The 16964-nt window shown below is 68.9% G+C and carries 14 protein-coding genes; 7 read left to right on the top strand and 7 right to left on the bottom strand.

Going from position 1 to position 16964, the window contains the following annotated elements:
* Nucleotides 1-12: 12 nt before the first annotated feature.
* The 5 genes from tssH to ACZ50Q_RS24245 are packed head-to-tail and all read left to right on the top strand — an operon-like array spanning nucleotide 13 to nucleotide 10167.
* The gene (tssH, locus tag ACZ50Q_RS24265; protein ID WP_464079781.1) at nucleotides 13-2721 is read left to right on the top strand and encodes a type VI secretion system ATPase TssH; all 2709 of its coding nucleotides are present in this window, start codon (nucleotides 13-15) and stop codon (nucleotides 2719-2721) included.
* Nucleotides 2722-2738: 17 nt separating this feature from the next.
* Nucleotides 2739-5468: a type VI secretion system Vgr family protein gene (locus ACZ50Q_RS24260; RefSeq protein WP_464079780.1), complete on the top strand. Its 2730-nt coding sequence runs from the start codon at nucleotides 2739-2741 to the stop codon at nucleotides 5466-5468.
* A complete protein-coding gene (locus ACZ50Q_RS24255; RefSeq protein WP_464079779.1) occupies nucleotides 5465-6412 on the top strand; it encodes a hypothetical protein in 948 nt (315 codons plus the stop codon). The genes ACZ50Q_RS24260 and ACZ50Q_RS24255 overlap by 4 nt, the downstream gene beginning before the upstream one ends.
* Nucleotides 6409-9546 carry a T6SS effector BTH_I2691 family protein gene (locus tag ACZ50Q_RS24250; protein WP_464079778.1) on the top strand — a complete coding sequence of 1046 codons (3138 nt, stop codon included), beginning with the start codon at nucleotides 6409-6411 and terminating at the stop codon, nucleotides 9544-9546. Before ACZ50Q_RS24255 ends, ACZ50Q_RS24250 begins: the two co-directional genes overlap by 4 nt.
* A 12-nt stretch (nucleotides 9547-9558) precedes the next feature.
* A complete protein-coding gene (locus ACZ50Q_RS24245; RefSeq protein ID WP_464079777.1) occupies nucleotides 9559-10167 on the top strand; it encodes a hypothetical protein in 609 nt (202 codons plus the stop codon).
* A gap of 36 nt (nucleotides 10168-10203) precedes the next feature.
* Here ACZ50Q_RS24245 and ACZ50Q_RS24240 read toward each other — a convergent pair whose 3' ends face one another.
* Complete coding sequence (locus ACZ50Q_RS24240; protein WP_464079776.1) at nucleotides 10204-10569, bottom strand: hypothetical protein; 366 nt, start codon at nucleotides 10567-10569, stop codon at nucleotides 10204-10206.
* A gap of 160 nt (nucleotides 10570-10729) precedes the next feature.
* On the opposite strand from ACZ50Q_RS24240, the gene ACZ50Q_RS24235 reads away from it, so the two are divergent.
* A complete protein-coding gene (locus ACZ50Q_RS24235) occupies nucleotides 10730-11374 on the top strand; it encodes a YiaD family glycine zipper/OmpA-like lipoprotein (RefSeq protein ID WP_464079775.1) in 645 nt (214 codons plus the stop codon).
* A gap of 71 nt (nucleotides 11375-11445) precedes the next feature.
* A complete protein-coding gene (locus ACZ50Q_RS24230) occupies nucleotides 11446-11772 on the top strand; it encodes a 4a-hydroxytetrahydrobiopterin dehydratase (RefSeq protein WP_175493207.1) in 327 nt (108 codons plus the stop codon).
* Between the two features lie 37 nt (nucleotides 11773-11809).
* On the opposite strand, the gene ACZ50Q_RS24225 is transcribed toward ACZ50Q_RS24230, so the two are convergent.
* The 6 genes from ACZ50Q_RS24225 to ACZ50Q_RS24200 form a co-directional block, all read right to left on the bottom strand.
* Complete coding sequence (locus ACZ50Q_RS24225; RefSeq protein ID WP_464079774.1) at nucleotides 11810-12283, bottom strand: MarR family winged helix-turn-helix transcriptional regulator; 474 nt, start codon at nucleotides 12281-12283, stop codon at nucleotides 11810-11812.
* Nucleotides 12280-12522, bottom strand: a complete 243-nt coding sequence (locus ACZ50Q_RS24220; RefSeq protein WP_464079773.1) for a hypothetical protein — start codon at nucleotides 12520-12522, stop codon at nucleotides 12280-12282. Before ACZ50Q_RS24220 ends, ACZ50Q_RS24225 begins: the two co-directional genes overlap by 4 nt.
* On the bottom strand, nucleotides 12519-14150 hold the full coding sequence (locus ACZ50Q_RS24215; protein ID WP_464079772.1) for an FAD-dependent oxidoreductase: 1632 nt from the start codon (nucleotides 14148-14150) through the stop codon (nucleotides 12519-12521). Before ACZ50Q_RS24215 ends, ACZ50Q_RS24220 begins: the two co-directional genes overlap by 4 nt.
* 119 nt (nucleotides 14151-14269) lie before the next feature.
* Complete coding sequence (locus ACZ50Q_RS24210; RefSeq protein WP_092581171.1) at nucleotides 14270-14968, bottom strand: DUF6776 family protein; 699 nt, start codon at nucleotides 14966-14968, stop codon at nucleotides 14270-14272.
* A gap of 147 nt (nucleotides 14969-15115) precedes the next feature.
* Nucleotides 15116-15802 (bottom strand): N-acetylmuramate alpha-1-phosphate uridylyltransferase MurU, encoded by a 687-nt coding sequence (murU, locus tag ACZ50Q_RS24205; protein WP_464079771.1) that lies wholly within the window; start codon nucleotides 15800-15802, stop codon nucleotides 15116-15118.
* On the bottom strand, nucleotides 15802-16842 hold the full coding sequence (locus ACZ50Q_RS24200; protein ID WP_092581169.1) for an aminoglycoside phosphotransferase family protein: 1041 nt from the start codon (nucleotides 16840-16842) through the stop codon (nucleotides 15802-15804). The genes murU and ACZ50Q_RS24200 overlap by 1 nt, the downstream gene beginning before the upstream one ends.
* Nucleotides 16843-16964 lie beyond the last annotated feature (122 nt).

Raw genomic sequence — 16964 nt, 5'->3', positions numbered from 1 at the left:
CCACAGAGATTCATGGGCACTCCGCTGAAGACCTTGATCGGGAAGTTGAACCAGACCTGCCGCCAGGCCGCCGAGCGCGCGGCCAGCCTGTGCATGGCCCAAGGCCATTACGAAGTGGATCTGGAGCATCTGTTCCTGGCGCTCCTGGAAAGGCCGGCCAGCGATGTGAGCATCATTGCGCGGCGTTGCCACATCCAGACCGATGCGCTGGAAGCCGACCTGAAGGCCGAGATCGGCCGCTTCAGGAACGGCAATACGCGCACGCCCGTGTTTTCGGCGCATCTGCCCAAGCTGTTCGAGCACGCCTGGCTGATCGCGTCGCTGGATACGCAGACGACCCGCATCCGCTCCGGGCACCTGCTGCTGGCGCTGCTGACGGAGCCCGACCTGGCGCAACTGGCGCAGCGGGGATCGTCCCTGTTCGAGTCGTTCCGGCTGGACGAGCTCAAGCACGATTTCGCCGCCCTGACGCAGGGCTCGGAAGAGGCGGGCCAGGCCGTGGACTTTGCCGAGGGCGCGGCGCAGGAAGGCCAGACCGGCCAGCCCGCGCCGGCGTTGTCGCAGACGCCCGCCCTGGACCAGTACACCACCAACCTCACCGCGCGCGCGCGTGACGGCAAGATCGACCCGGTGATCGGCCGGGACGCCGAGATCCGCCAGATGATCGACATCCTGACGCGGCGGCGGCAGAACAACCCCATCCTGACCGGCGAGGCGGGCGTGGGCAAGACCGCGGTGGTCGAGGGGCTGGCGCTGCGGATCGTGGCGGAGGACGTGCCGCCGGCCCTGGCCGGCGTGACGCTGCGGGTGCTGGACATGGGCCTGCTGCAGGCGGGCGCCAGCGTCAAGGGCGAGTTCGAGAACCGCCTGAAGAATGTGATCGACGAGGTCAAGAAGAGCGCCTCGCCGATCATCCTGTTCATCGACGAGGCGCACACGATGATCGGCGCGGGCGGGCAGGCGGGCCAGAACGATGCCGCCAATCTGCTCAAGCCCGCCCTCGCGCGTGGCGAGCTGCGCACCATCGCCGCCACCACCTGGAGCGAATACAAGAAGTACTTCGAGAAGGATGCCGCGCTGGCGCGCCGCTTCCAGGTCGTCAAGGTCGAGGAGCCGGACGAGGCGCTGGCGGCGTCGATGCTGCGCGGCATGGCGCCGCTGATGGAGCGCCATTTCGGCGTGCGCATCCTGGACGAGGCCATCGTGGCCGCGGCGCGGCTGTCGCATCGCTATATCACCGGCCGTCAGCTTCCGGACAAGGCCGTCAGCGTGCTGGACACGGCCTGCGCGCGCGTGGCGCTGGGCCGCAGCGCCACGCCGGCGCTGATCGACGATGCGCGCCATCGCCTGACGCGGCTGCGCACCGAGCAGGAGGCGCTGCGGCGCGAGGCGGCCACCGGGGCGCCGCAGGCGCGGCTGGCCGAGCTGGACGCGGAGATCGCGGCGGTGGAGGCCACGCTGGCCGAGGCGCAGGCCCGGCACGCGGCCGAGACCGGACTGGTCGAAAGCATCCACGCCCTGCGGGCCGAACTGGAAGCAGCGAGCCCGGAGACGCAGGGCCAGGATTCGCCCGCGCCGCAGGCGCCCGCGAGCCGGCGCAAGGCGGCCTCCGCGCCCCTCGCCCTCACGCCGCGGCAGCAGCGCCTGGCCGGCCTGATGGATGAGTTGCGCGCCCTGCAAGGGGAGCAGCCCCTGGTGCCCGCCTGCGTGGACGCCCAGGTCGTGGCCGAAATCATTGCGGCGTGGACCGGCATTCCGCTGGGCCGCATGGTGAACGACGAGATCCGCACCGTGCTGCAACTGCAGCCCATGCTGGCCGAGCGTGTGATCGGTCAGGACCACGCGCTGCATGCCATCGCGCAGCGCGTGCGCACGGCCCGCGCCGGTCTGGAAGATCCGGACAAGCCCAAGGGCGTGTTCCTGTTCGTGGGCCCGTCGGGCGTCGGCAAGACCGAGACGGCGCTGGCGCTGGCGGACATCCTGTACGGCGGCGAGCGCAAGCTGGTCACCATCAACATGAGCGAATACCAGGAGGCCCACAGCATTTCCGGCCTGAAGGGATCGCCGCCCGGCTACGTCGGCTATGGCGAGGGCGGGGTGCTGACCGAGGCGGTGCGCCGCCAGCCCTACAGCGTGGTGCTGCTGGATGAAATCGAAAAGGCGCACCCCGACGTGCTGGAGCTGTTCTTCCAGGTGTTCGACAAGGGGGTGATGGACGACGCGGAAGGACGCGAGATCGATTTCCGCAACACGCTGATCATCCTGACGTCCAACGTGGGGTCCAGCGCCATCATGCAGGCCTGCCTGAACAAGCCGGCCAGCGAGCGCCCATCGCCCGAGCAATTGTCGGCGCTGCTGGCGCCGCAGCTGTACAAGGCGTTCAAGCCCGCATTCCTGGGGCGCATGAAGACCATTCCGTATTACCCGGTGGACGACGACGCGCTGGCGCACATCATCGGCCTGAAGCTCGGACGCATCGCCCGCCGCGTCCAGGCCACGCACCGCGCGGTGTTCGAATGGGACGAGGGGCTGGTGGACGCCGTGCTGGCCCGCTGCACCGAAGTGGATACCGGCGCGCGCAACGTGGACCACATCCTGAACGGAACGCTGCTGCCGGAGATTGCCGAGCACGTCCTGAGTCGCATGGCGCAGGGTGAGCCCATCGCCAGGATCCGTGTGAGCGCGGGCAAGAACGGCGAATTCCGGTTCCGGATGAGCTGACCAGGAGAGATGCAGTCATGGCCCTAGAACTCGCCGCCGCCAGTCTGCTGGGCGCAGGCTTTACGCAGGCCGATCGCCTGTTGGACCTGACGACGCCGCTCGGGCAGGACAAGCTGCTGGCCGAGCGGTTGCAAGGCACGGAGCAGCTGAGCGACGGCGGCTTCGTGCTGCACGTGGATGCGCTGTCGGACGATGCCCACATTCCGCTGAAGTCGCTGATCGGCCAGGCCGCGCAGGTGAAGCTGCGGACCGCCCTGGGGCCGGACGAGCACCGCGTCTGGTGCGGCCTGGTGACCGAGGCGCGGTTCGAGGGCGCCAACGGCGGCTTCGCGCGCTACCGCCTGCGCATCGAACCGTGGCTGGCGCTGCTGCGCCAGCGGCGCGACAGCTACGTATTCCAGGACCTGTCGGTGATCGACATCGTCGACAGCGTGTTTGGCGACTACCAGGGCCAGGGCGCGCTGGCGCCCCTGTGGCGCTGGGAAGTCAGGGATCGCGATGCCTACGCCAAGCGCAGCCTGACGATCCAGTACCGGGAAACCGACTTCGCGTTCGTCGAGCGCCTGCTGGCCGAAGAGGGGCTGTTCTACTGGGTCGAGCATGAAGGCGGCGAGGACGCGCCCGGCACGGCCACGATCGTCATCGCGGACCACAATGGCGCATTCGAGCCCGGCCCGCAGGGCAGCATCCCGTTTCAACGCGCCGATGCCACCGAGAAGCAGGATTCCATCCAGGGCTGGCGGCAGGGCCGCGCGTGGAAAACCAATGCGGTGCGCCTGGCCACCTGGGACTACCGTGCCATGCAGGCCCGCAAGGTCAGCGCCCAGGTCGAAGACAAATTCGCCAATGCGATGGAACTGGCCGATTCGGACTACCCCGGACAGTACCTGTTCGAGGACGGCGCGCAAGGCGAGCGCCTGGCGCACAACGCGCTGGCGGCGCAACGCGTGCGCCAATCGCTGTACGAAGGCGAAGGCACCGCCCGCACGCTGGCGCCGGGGCAGCGCTTCACGCTGACGGGCCACTGGGGGCCGTCGCAAGGGGCGGGCGCGGATTTCGTGGTGATCGGCATGCGCCACGAGGCGCGCAACAACTTCGACGAAAGCCTGGGGCAGGCCGTGGCGCAAGCCCTGGGCGCGGCGGGCGAACCGGCGGCCGGCGGACCGGCGGCCGACGCACCGGCGGCCGGCGAGGCGGACTTCTACCGCAACCGCTTCGAGGCCATTGCCGCCACGCTGGAATACCGTCCCCGCACGCGGGACGGCCACGGCGCGCGCCTGCATCCCCGGCCCACGGTCCATGGCGCGCAGACCGCGCTGGTGGTGGGGACCGGCGATCCGGTCCACACCGACCGCGATCACCGCATCAAGATCCAGTTTCACTGGCAGCGCGGCAGCGCGTCCAGCAACCGCCAGGATCATCCGGCCGGCGACGACAACGCGCCGGCCAGCGAGGCCCTGGGCGCCTGGGTGCGCGTGGCCGAGCCCGTGGCCGGATCGGATTGGGGAGGCCATTTCGTGCCTCGGCTGGGGCAGGAGGTGCTGGTGCAGTTCCTGCATGGCGACATCGACCGGCCGGTCGTCGTGGGCGCGCTGTACAACGGCGCCGGCGCCGAGAACGCGGCCAACAACCAGGTCCAGGGCGGGGCGGCCAAGGCGACCGGCAACGCGCCTGCCTGGTTCGCGGGCAGCGACGCGGGGCACGCGCACAACGTGGTGATGTCGGGGTTCAAGACCCAGGCGCTTGCCACGAGTGGACAAGGCATGGGCGGCTACAACCAGCTCGTGCAGGATGACACGCCGGGCCAATCGCGGCTGACGGCGTCGACCACGCAGGCCGAGGCGCGGCTGAATCTGGGGCATCTGAAGCAGCAGCGCGACAACGAGCGCCTGTCGGACCTGGGCCATGGCGCCGAGCTGGCCACCAGCGAAGCGCTGGCGCTGCGCGCGGGGGAAGGCCTGCTGATCAGCGCGGACAAGCGCGAGGACGCGGTCGGCGGCCTGCTGGACAGCGAAGAGGCCATCAAGCAGATGGAAAAGTCCATCGCGCAGGCGGGCGAACTGTCCGCCAGCGCCGGCCGCCAGGAAGCCAATCTGCCCGGCGACGCAGACAAGACGCGCGCGCTGAAGGAGCTGGATGCGGTGCGTGAGATCATCGAGGGCACCAAGGCCGAGGCAGAGGTCCGTGTCCCGGCCTACACCACGCCGCACATCCAGGTCAGCGCGCCCAGCGGAATAGGCCAGTACACGCCGCACAACGCATACACGGTCGCCGGCGCCACGCTGTGCCAGATCGCCCCGGACGTGAACTGGGCGGCGGGCGCGAACCTGTCGATGTGCGTGGCGCAAGGCGTCGTGCTGTTCACCAAGGGCCTGGGCGGCAGCGGCCGGGCGGTTGAAGAACAAGGTATCCGCCTGCATGCGGCGGGTGGACAACTGCGGCTGCAAAGCCAGAAGGCGCGCATGCGGCTGGCGGCGGAGAAGGCGGTGACGCTGGCGTCGGCGCAGGGCGCGGTGGACGTGCAAGCGTCGAAGAAGGTGTTGGCGACGGCCGCGGGCGCGTACCTGCGGATCGAGGGCGGCGGCATCCAGCTGCACGCGCCCGGCAAGGTGGAACTGAAGGCGGGCGTGCATAACTGGGTGGGGCCGCAAAGCGGCGCCGGCCCCGCGCAGCCGCCGCAAGGCGATCTGGAAGGCTGCGCCGCGGCGCTGGAGGACGCGGCCGGCAGCGGCGCGTTGGCGGCATGACGATGGACGCGACGCCTCGCCACCCCGAATACTGGACGGACGGCGCCGAAGCCCGCGTCGAGCGCGCCATCGCGGGCCTGCGTGCGGTCCTGGACGGTCGCGCCGACCGGCGCGTGCTGCTGTTGTGCGATTCGACGCTGGGCGATCCGCTGGCAAGGCAGATCGCCTCGGCCGGCCTGGCGCGCCGCGAGGTCGATCTGCTCTCACAAGGCGCGACCGCGCCGCCCCTGTATCTGGCCGAAGTGCCGGACGAAGTGCGGCACGAGCGCCTGGTCAACGCCAGTCTGCGGCTGGCGGTGGATGAAGCCGTGCGCCCGGCGCCGGCCGCCCGGCGGGCGAGGTCGATGTCGGCGTGGCTGGCCACCGACCTGCCGCTGGGGGAAGTGGCACAGCGCCTGGTCCAGCGTGCGCGCCTGCGCGATGCGCGGGGGCGCGTGCGCATCCTGCGGTTCTGGGACCCGCGCACCACGCAATTCCAGAGCGAGCTGTACGCGGGCACGGTGCCGTCCTCCTGGATCGCGGGCGTGACGTGGATGAGCGTGGACGGGTTCGGGCAGTGGCAGGCCCTGCCGGACGCGGGCGGCCCGATGCAGACCGTCACGCCGGACTGGCCCCGGCTGGCGCGGCTGGGCCGCGTCAATGCGGTGCTGCAACGGCTGAACGCGGACGGCCTGCGCCATGGGGCGTCGGCGCTGGAACCCGTGCGGCGCGCGCTGGACGCCGCCGCGGCCTGCGGCATCGAGGATGACGATGACGCGGCGCTGTTCGCCGCCTGGCGGGTGCGCCTGGCGGCGCCGCTGGAACGCGCGCCCTCGTTCCTGGCGCTGCTGCGTGAAGTGCGCGAGGAAGGCGGCCGCCTGTATCGCGCCGCCGAGGACATGGACGACGAGGAATGGCAGGGGTTTGCGCACGAGGCGCAGGCTCGGGAGGATCTGCAAGCATGACGACTGACTACGACGCGCTGCCCTGCAAGGGCAAGTTCTGCGGCCGGCCGGGGCTGCCCATCCTGCCGATGCGGATCGCCTACGTGCCGGGCGGCAAGAACGACCTGCCCGACGGGGTGTACGTGGACCCGGAGCTGTATTACGAGACCCTGCGCCAGGGCGCGTACATGCTGCGCGCGATCACGGCGGGCTATGTGTACATCTGGGATCCGCGCCGCAGCTACGGGTGGCGCGCGTTCGCGGCGACGGCGACCGGCCAGATGAAGGAAGTCCCGGTCGACGACGACAACCGCCCGGCCGAACAGCCCACGTTCACCTGCACGCGGGAAGGCCATGGCCTGGAATCGTCGCTGATCAACGTGGAGGCGCCCGCCAACGCGTCGCGCACGGTGTGGGTGGGTTATTCACGGGTATGGTGGACGCGGGACATCCGCCGCGACCTGGCCCGCGACGACCGCTGGCGCAAGAAGATCATGGTGGAACTGGACGCCAAGGCGGTGTGGGGAGGCGGCCATCCCAAGCCCGAGACCGGCTATCGCGTGGCGGAGGACGGCGCCAACCTGGCCAAGCACGCCATTGAGTTCCGCGATGCGGCGGGCGCCGCCACCCTGTTCGGCAATACGCTGGCGCCGGCCGTGAGCGTATTCGGCGGGCAGGCCGCGGCCATGGCGGCCAAGATGCGGCAGATGACGCCCAAGGGCGGCATCGTGCTGGCGCTGCGCGATCCCGTGGGCATCCTGGCGGACGTGGCGACGTGGCGCAACAAGTGCATGGGCGAACTGGCCGAACACCATCTGGACCCGACGCGCATGCGCGAAGTGGGCGTGGCGCAAATCATCGATGGCCTGCAGAAGCAGATGGGGTCCACGGGCGATGAGATCACGCGCCTGCGCGAACGCATCGACACGGGCAAGGTCGCCAAGACGCTCAGCGACAACAAGGCCGCCATCGGCCGGATGCGCGAAAAGATCGAGGGGGCCGGCAAGGACTGGGCGTGGTGGTATGGCCGCGACACGTTCTGGCTGGCGCTCAAGGCCTATTCGTCCCAGGACGCCGCCGCCGGCGAGCGGTTGGAGGAGGACATGGCGCTGTGCGTAGATGGCGCGGGCGCGATCGAAAGCGAACACAAAGCCATCGACGACTCGCTGAAGGACGAGGACGGCTCCAGCACCTATGCGGCGATCTGGCGCGCGCTGGCGGCGAACGACGGCGAGCTGCTGGGCTTTCTGGACCGCGAGGCCAAGGGCAAGGTCATCTCCAAGCAGATATCCAGCGTGCGCCGGATGATCAAGAGCTACAACGATTGGCTCAAGGAGCGGGCGGCCAAGGGGCAGTTGCCGCCGATGCGGGTGGCCACCGCGGCGATCGGCCGCTTCATGGCGACGCAATTGCTGCGGCTGACCCTGGCTGGCGATCCCATTGCCGAGCGCGTCGCCGCGCGCGTCACGTTGACGATGTCGGCGCGCATGAACATCGTGATGGCGGTGCGCACGCACACCACCACCGTGCCCCGGATGATTGCGGACATGCACCAGATCGTCTGGGAACCGGACCGGACCTCGGTGACGGTGGGCGGCGGGAACGGCATCTATGCGAACTCGCATATGCAGTCTGGCTGGATGGGCACCCAGGCCGAGCGTTCCACGCCGGTCACGCTCAACTACATCATTCCCGAGGAAGTCGACGCGCAATTGAACGCCGCCGCCACGGCGCGGCCGCAGCCCGGGGCCGGCGCAACGCCGCAACTGTCGCTGCCGGCGCCCCCGCCGGTGCTGGCCCTGCCCGCGCCCACCATGTCGCCGCTGGCGGGCCTGGTCAAATGGGCGAAAACCAAGGACGGCGCCAATGCGGGCGCGACGGGCGTGATGACGCTGGTGGCGCTTTATTCATCGGTGTCGGATCTGCGCAAGGCGCAGGTCATCCATGACGCCAAGGCCGCGCGCAAGGCCTGGTTCGGCATCACGTCGGGTGTGCTGGGTGTGGGCAGCGTGGCGATCGAAGTGACGGCGGGCGCGATCGGCGCGCGGGTGGGCGCCAACACGGCCTTCACCATGAATCTGAAGCTGAACATGCGGTTGACGGCCGTGAGGACGGCGGGCGCCGTGTTCGCGGCGGCGGCCACGTTCGTCGACGGGGCCAACAACGCACTGAGCGCGATCGACCAGTACGACGTGAAGAACTACGAGGCGGGCAGTGCCTATGCGACCTCGTCCGTGTTCCTGCTGCTGTCCGGGCTGACCGGCGTCGCCACGGCGCTGGTTTCGCTGGGCGGGGCCTTCAGCGCGGCCGGCGTGGTGGCGGGCGCGGGGGGCTTTGGCAGCGCCATGGTTGGCCTCACCAGCGGCGGCACCGTGCTGCTGGGTATCCCGGTGTGGGGCTGGATTGCGCTGGGCCTGTGCCTGCTGGCGGCCGGGCTGTACTTCAAGTTCTGGGGCGACAGCGCCAAGGAAAGCGAGCTGGAGATCTGGTTCACCTGCTGCTGCATGCGCTCCGCGGCGTACGCGGACGTGAAGGAACGCACCCTCTACGAAACGCGCGTGGAGGAACTGGAGGCGTTCAACCGGGCCGTGTTCGGCGTGCGCGTGACGCTGGACTGGAACGGGCTATGGCAGGGCGAGGTTTTCGGCCGGGACCGCCTGGTGCTGGAAGTGGTGATGCCGGGCTATTCCGAGCATAGCGACTACGCGTATAACCTCAAGCTGGTCGGGCAGGGCGTCAGCGCCGTCGTCGCGAGCAAGGGCTCTGTGCGTTCGCGGGATCCCGAATTGCAGCCGCGCGGGCCGTCCAATGCACAATTCGTGCAGGGCCGTCCGCGCGAGGAAACGTGGGCCGACCGCGTGGACCAATACGTGGACAATATGCAGTCTCGCCCCGGGTGGGCGGATGCCTGGCGCTGGGTACGCAAGGACCGGAGCCAGTCCATTGAATTCACGGCCAAGCCCTGGGACGAGTCGGTGCAATTCCACGTGAGCAATGGCTGCGCGATCCTGCGCACGGAAGTGCTGGTCGATGACGATATCTTCCAGGAAGCGGTCATCAAGGTCGAATACTGGCCCGACCCGGACCGCATGCCCGACATCCGCTCGGTGCCGATGGGCGCCAACGGTTCCAACCTGGTGAAAGCAAACAACTGACGAGATGCAAGCATGAACAGCAACGAAGGGATTCAGGTCTCGGTCTATACCCGATGGCACCAGTTGTCGGTGCCATCGGCCTTCGCGCTGGCGGCAGGCAGTTTCATGCTCGTGGTGTTCAACCGCGGACCGATGGGCCTGGCCGCGGGGCTTGCGCTGCTGGGCCTGCTCGTGCCGCCGCTGATCGCGTACAAGGGCTTTCCCACGCGCAATGCCGTCAGGGTGACGGCCGATGGGTTGGAGTTTTCGCGCCGGTCTTCCGTGGCTTTTGCCGATCTGTCCAGCTGGGGCACGGACGACTATCTCAAGCTGGTCCGCGCCGGCCTGCCGACGTTGCTCGTCAGCGCGGTGGACCTGCCCAGCCGGGAACGCCTGTTGCGCGAGTTCGAGCAGGCATTGGCGGCCTGGCAGAAACGCCAGCCCGCGGGCACGCAGGCGGCGCGCCGCACGCATTTCTACGGGTCCACGGCCGGGCGCCTGGTGGGCTTGTTGATCACGGCCCTGGGGGCGGGGTCGGCGATCATGGCGCTGAACCTGCGCGAGCCGTCGATATCGCTGGCCATCGTCGGCGGGCTGGGGGCGTTGTTCGGATTGGCGATGCTGTTTGGCCGGCGGGGGTGACAGGCGCCGACCGGCGGCGTATTGCCGCCTCGCGGCTCATTGCGCGGTGGGCGGGCGCGGCGCTCGGGAGAACACCACGCTGAGGGAACTGTTAGACGTCACGCGCAACGTCGCGTCGGCACGAGGACGTCCGGTCGATCCCAGCGCGCGCACGGATGCCCAGATCAGGCCGACGGTCGGCGCGACACCCGATAGGAGATCGCCGATGCCAGGGGCCGCGTTGAGCGGGGCGTGCTCCACCTCGCTGCGCATGCCTGCCTGCTTGAGCATGGCCCGGATGCGGGCGACGGCGGATTCCAGGTCGTCGATGTTTTCCAGAAAGAAGTCGTCTTTTGCGCCGCACAACCCGGCCAGCTCGTTGTCGGCCATCCGGTTGAAAAAGTAGGTGCGAGCGACTGTCATGGATTTTTTCTCCGATCGGGCGATCTTAACGTGGCGGGCGTCGGCCGGCCCCGGACGGCGCCGGCGAGGCATACAAAATGTTGCCCGTCGCCCTGGCTCGCCTTGCTAGCATGTTCCACGCCGGAATGAACCGGTTTCTGGATGGACAGTGGAGGTTGCCATGAATTCAAGAACAATCAACCGGATCGCCGTGCTTGCGACGGCGGGCGTGTTGCTGGCAGGGTGCGCCACGCAACAGCAAACGAATACCGCCGTGGGAACGGGCGCGGGTGCGGCGCTGGGCGCGGGCATCGGCGCCTTGATCGGACACGGCAAGGGCGCGGCCATCGGCGCCGGCATCGGCGCGGTGGCGGGCGGCCTGGTGGGCTACAACTGGAAGGTCGTCAAGGACGACGTGCAGAAGTCCGGGGCCTCGTCGCTGGGCATCGACGTCGTGGAAATGCCCGATGGCAGCCTGAAGGTCAATATTCCGAGCGGCGTGTCGTTCGACACGGACAAGACGCAGCTCAAGCCGGCGTTGCTGCCGGTGCTGGACAGCGTGGCGCGTTCGCTGAATCAGCATCCTGAGCTGCGGGCCAAGGTGGTGGGCCATACGGACAGCACCGGATCGCTGGCGCACAACCAGACCCTGTCGGTGAACCGCGCCAAGAGCGTGACGGATTACCTGGCCCGGCAGGGCGTGGCGGTGGGCCGCCTGAGCGTGGAAGGCCGAGGCCCGAACGATCCGATCGGCGACAATGCAACCGCCGAAGGGCGCGCGCTGAACCGGCGCGTGGAGATCTACCTGTACGCGGTCCGGCAGTAGGCTCGGGGCGCGTTCCTTGCTGACAGGCGGCGGGCGCGATGCGCCGCCGCCTTTTCTTTCCGGAGTCTGACATGAGCGACTTTCCTCCCGCCCGCATCGGCACCGAGACCGCCGTCGCCGCGCTCACCGGCTGGCAGGCCGTGGCCATGCGCGATGCCATCGAAAAGCGGTATCGCTTTCCCAACTTCAACGCCGCGTTCGGCTTCATGGCGCGCGTGGCGATGTTCGCGGAAAAGCTCAATCATCATCCCGAATGGACCAACGTCTATAACCGCGTCGACGTGACCTTGACCACGCACGACGCGGGCGGCGTGACCGAGCTGGACGTGCGCATGGCACAGTTCATGGACGAGGTCGCGCAGCAGGCCGGCGCCACCGCGCCCAAGACGCAACCCTGAACCGGGCGACCGGCTGCGGGCGACCGGCGGCGGGCGGTCAGCCGCCGGCTTCGTCCGCTTCGTTCGTCTCGTTCGCCTCGGCCTGCAGGTGGCCGATCAGCCGGTCCAGCATGTCGCCGAACTGGCGCTGTTCCTCGGCGCTCAGGCAGCCGAAGATCTCCTGATTGCGGCGTGCGATGAGATCGATGATGCGGCGGTAATGCGTCATGCCCTCGGGAGTCGGCGCCAGCACCACGCCGCGGCCATCGGAAGCGGAGACCGTTTTTTCCACGAGCCCGCGGTCCACCAGCGCCTGCGCCGAGCGGCTGGCCTGGCCCTTGTTCAGGTTCGCGGCGCGCGCCAGGTCGTTGACCGACAGGGGCGCGTAGCGGCCGATGGCGGCGAGGCAGCGCGCTTCGCCCAGCGGGATGTCGCAGTCCTTGAGATAGGCGCGATTCGTGTCCCGATCCGTGATCTTGTTGAGCACGTGCAGGCGGTAGGTCAGGAATCGTTCCAGGGCAGGCGTTGTCACGTCGGGCGGGCGGGGTTTGGGGCCGTGGGGGCGCAGGCCGAATAGTTTGCCACAGCGCCGTCCTCCAGGCTGGCCGCCTCGGCCTGGTCGAGGAGCGCCTTGGCTTCTTGCGCCGAGGGCAGGCGGCTGAGCAGGGACAATCCCAGTATCGACAGAAAGAGCGGCGCGCGCGATTCGCCGACGCGCGTGAGCGCCTGCGCCATGCTGGTGTAGACCTGGTCCAGTTCTTCGTGGTTCATGCTTGGCCTTTCGTCGTGGCATTCGGGTTCAGGGAAACCGAGGGATAGTAGGGCGCCAGCGCCGCGCGCAGGTCATGGGCGGCGGGCGCCGTCCAGCGGCCCAGCACGTAGCCGTCCGGCCGCAGCAGATAGACGGTGCCGGGCTCGCCGCCATAGCGCTGGCGGAGCTGGCCGTGCGGGTCGGCCAGGCCGCCGTCGCCTGCGCGCAGCACCTGCAGCGGGTGCGGCGCGGCCTGGGTGGTCCGGGCCAGCGCATCCAGCGCCGACGACAAGGCCGCGTCCGGCGCAATGGCCAGCGCAACAAAGCCCGCGCCGAAGCGGGCGGTCAGGTACTGGGGCGCGTCGCCGTCCTGCAGCAGGACATCGGGCGCGGGCTGGCCGGGCGCCGCGGCCGGTCCGGCCTGCGGGGCGCGGTCTTCCTGATTCAGCGGCGAGGTGTCGTACGAAATGGGCGCGGACTGACGCGGATTGATCAGCGACCGCACGCCCTCGTCCACGAGCGCCAGGCGCAGGGCGGCCTCGCGCATGAGGCGAAAGCCGTAGTCCGGCGGCGCCATGAACTCGGTGCTCTTGGCGCCGTAGGCCAGGTTCTGGCGCGTGGCGTGCACGCGTTCGATGCTGTAGCTGTCCAGCAGGCTGTCGGGCGACTGGCCCTTCAGCACCCAGGCAAGCTTCCAGGCCAGGTTGCCGGCGTCGTCCAGCCCGGAGTTCAAGCCGCGCACGCCGAAGATCGGCACGAGGTGGCCGGCGTCGCCGGCGAACAGCACGCGGCCGTGGCGGTAGCTGTCCAGCGTCAGGCACTTGGCGTTGTAGATCGAAATCCAGAGCGGCTTCCAGGGCGCGGTCTCGCCGATCATGTCCAGATGGCTTTGCACGCGCGGCAGCACGTTTTCCGGCTTGACGGCCTCGTCGGGATCTTCGTCGTCGCGGATCTGGTAGTCCACGCGCCATACGTTGCCGGGCTGGCGGTGCATGAGCAGGGTGGACCCCGGGTTGGAAGGCGGGTCGAACCAGGCCAGGCGTTCGACGGGCCGCTGCGACGCCTGCTCGATGTCGACGATGACGTAGCGGCCTTCGTATTGCATGCCTTCCAGCTTCAGTCCCATGGCGTCGCGCACGGTGCTGCGGCCGCCGTCGCAGGCGACCAGCCAGTCGGCGCGCACGGTCTGGCGCGTTCCGCCGGATTCGACCTCGACCGAGACGCCGTCGGGACCGGGCTGCACGCCCACGACGCGCGCCGACCACGCCAGCGTGGCGAGGCCGGGGTGGCGCTGCATGGCCTGGTGCGCGTATTCCTCGACGTAGTACTGCTGGATGTTGACCATGGGCGCGTAGCGCTGCAGGGGATCGTGCGGCATCTGGAAGTGCAGCACTTCGCGGTCGCGGAAGTAGCTGCGCCCGCCGGTCCAGGCCAGCCCGGTGGCCATCAGCGGCCGGTCCGCGCCGATCCAGCCCAGGATTTCCTGCGAACGGCGCGACATGCAGATGGCGCGGCTGCCGCTGCAATAGCCTTCGTCGGCTTCCACGGTGAGCGAGGCGATGCCGTACTCGGCCAGCAGCGCGGCCAGGGTGAGGCCGACCGGACCGCCGCCGGCGATCAGGACGGGAACGTGCGAGGGGAGCGTCATGCTGTCTCCAGGATTTGGTTGTTTGCGCAACTATATGCCTGATAGGTTGCGCGCGCAACTATTTTCGGCGGACGTAAAAAAACCCGCAAAGCGGGTTTTTGAGGGAGGCGAGGCGGACCTCAGTTGCGCACGTTGTAGATGCGCATTGCCTGCTGCTTCTGGTTGCCATCCATCACGCGCAGCACCACGACCCTCGGGGTGAAGCCGTCGGGCAGCTTGAGCTGGCCCAGCGCGTAGTCGTAGCGGTCGACCTTCAGGGCCGGGCCTTCGGGCGTGACCGTGGCGGCGCGCCCGTTGGGATAGGAGCCTTCGATGGCGAAGGTCAGCGTGCCGTTGAAGGGCGCGCCCTCGCGGTCTTCGCGCATGACCAGCACCTGGTAGTCCAGTTGGCCGGGGGCGCGCTTGAAGGTGGCCGAGCGGATGCCCAGGTTGCCGCCGCGGGGGTCGGGCGGCATGGCGTCCTGGAACAGCACCAGTTCCTTGTTCAGGGTTTCGATCCGGGCGCGGGCCTCGGAGAGGTCGCTGGTGAGCTTTTCGTGGCCGGCCTTGTTGGCGTCGCGCTGCTGCGTGGCTTCTTCCAACTGCGCCTGCAGGCGCTGGCGCTCCATGTTGGCGGCGCTCAGTTCAGTGTGCAGCTGTTCGGATTGTTCGACGGTCAGGCGTTGCGGACCGTAGTTGGTTTGCAGGAAGAGCACGCCGCCCGCGCCAAGCGCAATGCCAACCAGCAGCAGGACAAGCCAGCGCGGCATGCGGCGCGTGCGTTGACCCGGCTGGTACACGGAGGGCTTGAATACGGCCCGTTGCGATCTTCCAAACATCCCCATTCCTAGAAAACTTCCTGTGTGTGTGCTCGTGGGCAGGCGGCGCGCGCATGCCAAAGCGTCAGAGAATACCCCGTCAGCCGGGGGCGATGCGTGCGCAGACAAGCCTCGTTGCGCACCTTGATATTGTGAAATATGTGGACGTCAGGCGGTGCCGTCGCCGAGTTCCGCGTCGAGGTCGGCCAGCCGCTGCGGCGTTCCCACGTCGGTCCATCGGCCCGTATGACGGGCACCGCGCGCCAGATCTTGCTCCATGGCCTGCCTGAGTAGCGGCGCCAGGGGCGCTGCCTGGCCGCGCGGCACATCCATGAACAACGACGGATGGTAGACGCCGACGCCGGCAAAGGTCAAACGAGGGGTTCCCTGCGCCTGCACGCGGCCATCGGCCGTCAGGACGAAGTCGCCGGCAGGATGGTGCGCGGGGTTGTCCACCAGCAGCAGCCAGGCGCCGCCCGGCTGCGCGCGCGACGCGAGGTCACGCGCCTGGGCCGGATCCCAGTCGCACCAGATGTCGCCGTTGATGACCAGGAACGGGTCGTCGCCCAGAAGGGGGAGGGCCTGCGCGATGCCGCCCGCGGTTTCCAGGGCGCGGGCTTCGGCCGAATAGCGGATGCGCACGCCCTGGGCCGCGCCATCGCCCAAGGCGCCCTCGATTTCGTGGCCCAGCCAGGCATGGTTGATGACGATGTCGTGGATGCCCGCCGCGGCCAGGCGTTCCAGATGCCAGACGATCAGCGGCTTGCCGCCGACCGGAAGCATGGGCTTGGGCAGGCGGTCGGTCAGCGGGCGCATGCGTTCGCCGCGGCCGGCGGCAAGAATCATGGCGCGCATCAGAACGTGTATCCGACGCTGACCTGGCGGTCGTCCAGGCGGTCCAGCAGCCGCAGGAGCGGCGTGAAGACGCCGTAGCGCTGCGCGACCTGGCGCACGTAGCCGTTCACCCGCGGGATGTGGGCCAGGTAGTGGGCCTTGCCGTCGCGGTGGTTCAGGCGGGCAAAGACGCCCAGGATCCGCAGGTTGCGCTGCAGGCCCATCCATTCATAGGCGCGGTGGAATTCCGCGAAATCGGCATCGACGGGCAGGCCGGCGGCGCGCGCCATTTCCCAGTAGCGGATGGCCCAGTCGAGCTGCTGCGGTTCTTCCCAGGTGGTGCGGGCATCGGTCACCAGCGACGCGAGATCGTAGGTGATGGGGCCCGAGAGCGCGTCCTGGAAGTCGATGACGCCGGGATTGGGGCCGTATTGCGGCTGGTCGCAGACCATCAGGTTGGGCGAGTGGAAGTCGCGGTGCACCAGCACCTGCGGCTGTCCGCCATTGCTGGCCGACAGCAGCGCGAAGATCTTTTGCAGGGCGTTGGCGGTCTTGTCGTCCAGCGTCACGCCGTGATGCTTTTGCACGTACCACTCGGGAAAGAGCGTGAGCTCGTCGGCCAGGCGCGCGCTGTCATAGGTGCCCAGTCCGGCGGTCGAGGCCTGCTGCAGCTTGACCAGGGCGGCCAGCGCCTCGCGGTACAGCGTCTGCAGGGTGGCGTCGTCGAGCCCGGCCTGGATGCGCTGATAGTAGGTCTGCTCGCCCAGATCGGACAGCAGCAGCAGGCCCTGGTCCAGGTCCTGGGCCAGCACCGCGGGCACGTTCAGGCCGGCGTCGGCCAGCAGCTTGTCCACGTGCAGGAACGGGCGGCAATCCTCGTGCTGGGGCGGGGCGTCCATGACAATCAGGGTGCGCGGGCCCGCGTCCAGCCGGAAGTAGCGGCGAAAGCTCGCGTCGGCCGACGCGGGGCGCAGGGTCTGCACGGCCAGGTTCAGGGCGGGAGGCAGGCCTTCCAGCCAGTTGCGCACTTGCGCCAGGCGGGGGTCGTGATCGTTTTTCAAGGAAGATCCGTGTCAGAAGGGCAATATTGCTGAAATTTGGGTCGGGCGAACTTAAGGCTGGGCGTTGTTCGCGGCTTCTCTATAATACCGGCTCGTTTCCGTCAGCATTGGCCCCGCCAGGG

It is taken from the genome of Achromobacter sp. T5-5 (assembly GCF_055397965.1).
The sequence above is the reverse complement of the archived record's forward strand: the minus strand, read 5'-3'. Positions and strand labels throughout refer to the sequence as shown.

What these genes read in the sequence shown, in the direction of transcription:
- ACZ50Q_RS24220 (WP_464079773.1), bottom strand. Translation starts at nt 12,522, where the DNA reads ATGAACCACGAAGAACTGGACCAGGTCTACACCAGCATGGCGCAGGCG.
- murU (WP_464079771.1), bottom strand. Translation starts at nt 15,802, where the DNA reads ATGCGCGCCATGATTCTTGCCGCCGGCCGCGGCGAACGCATGCGCCCG.
- ACZ50Q_RS24215 (WP_464079772.1), bottom strand. Translation starts at nt 14,150, where the DNA reads ATGACGCTCCCCTCGCACGTTCCCGTCCTGATCGCCGGCGGCGGTCCG.
- tssH (WP_464079781.1), top strand. Translation starts at nt 13, where the DNA reads ATGGGCACTCCGCTGAAGACCTTGATCGGGAAGTTGAACCAGACCTGC.
- ACZ50Q_RS24235 (WP_464079775.1), top strand. Translation starts at nt 10,730, where the DNA reads ATGAATTCAAGAACAATCAACCGGATCGCCGTGCTTGCGACGGCGGGC.
- ACZ50Q_RS24250 (WP_464079778.1), top strand. Translation starts at nt 6,409, where the DNA reads ATGACGACTGACTACGACGCGCTGCCCTGCAAGGGCAAGTTCTGCGGC.
- ACZ50Q_RS24245 (WP_464079777.1), top strand. Translation starts at nt 9,559, where the DNA reads ATGAACAGCAACGAAGGGATTCAGGTCTCGGTCTATACCCGATGGCAC.
- ACZ50Q_RS24260 (WP_464079780.1), top strand. Translation starts at nt 2,739, where the DNA reads ATGGCCCTAGAACTCGCCGCCGCCAGTCTGCTGGGCGCAGGCTTTACG.
- ACZ50Q_RS24210 (WP_092581171.1), bottom strand. Translation starts at nt 14,968, where the DNA reads ATGTTTGGAAGATCGCAACGGGCCGTATTCAAGCCCTCCGTGTACCAG.
- ACZ50Q_RS24240 (WP_464079776.1), bottom strand. Translation starts at nt 10,569, where the DNA reads ATGACAGTCGCTCGCACCTACTTTTTCAACCGGATGGCCGACAACGAG.
- ACZ50Q_RS24230 (WP_175493207.1), top strand. Translation starts at nt 11,446, where the DNA reads ATGAGCGACTTTCCTCCCGCCCGCATCGGCACCGAGACCGCCGTCGCC.
- ACZ50Q_RS24255 (WP_464079779.1), top strand. Translation starts at nt 5,465, where the DNA reads ATGACGATGGACGCGACGCCTCGCCACCCCGAATACTGGACGGACGGC.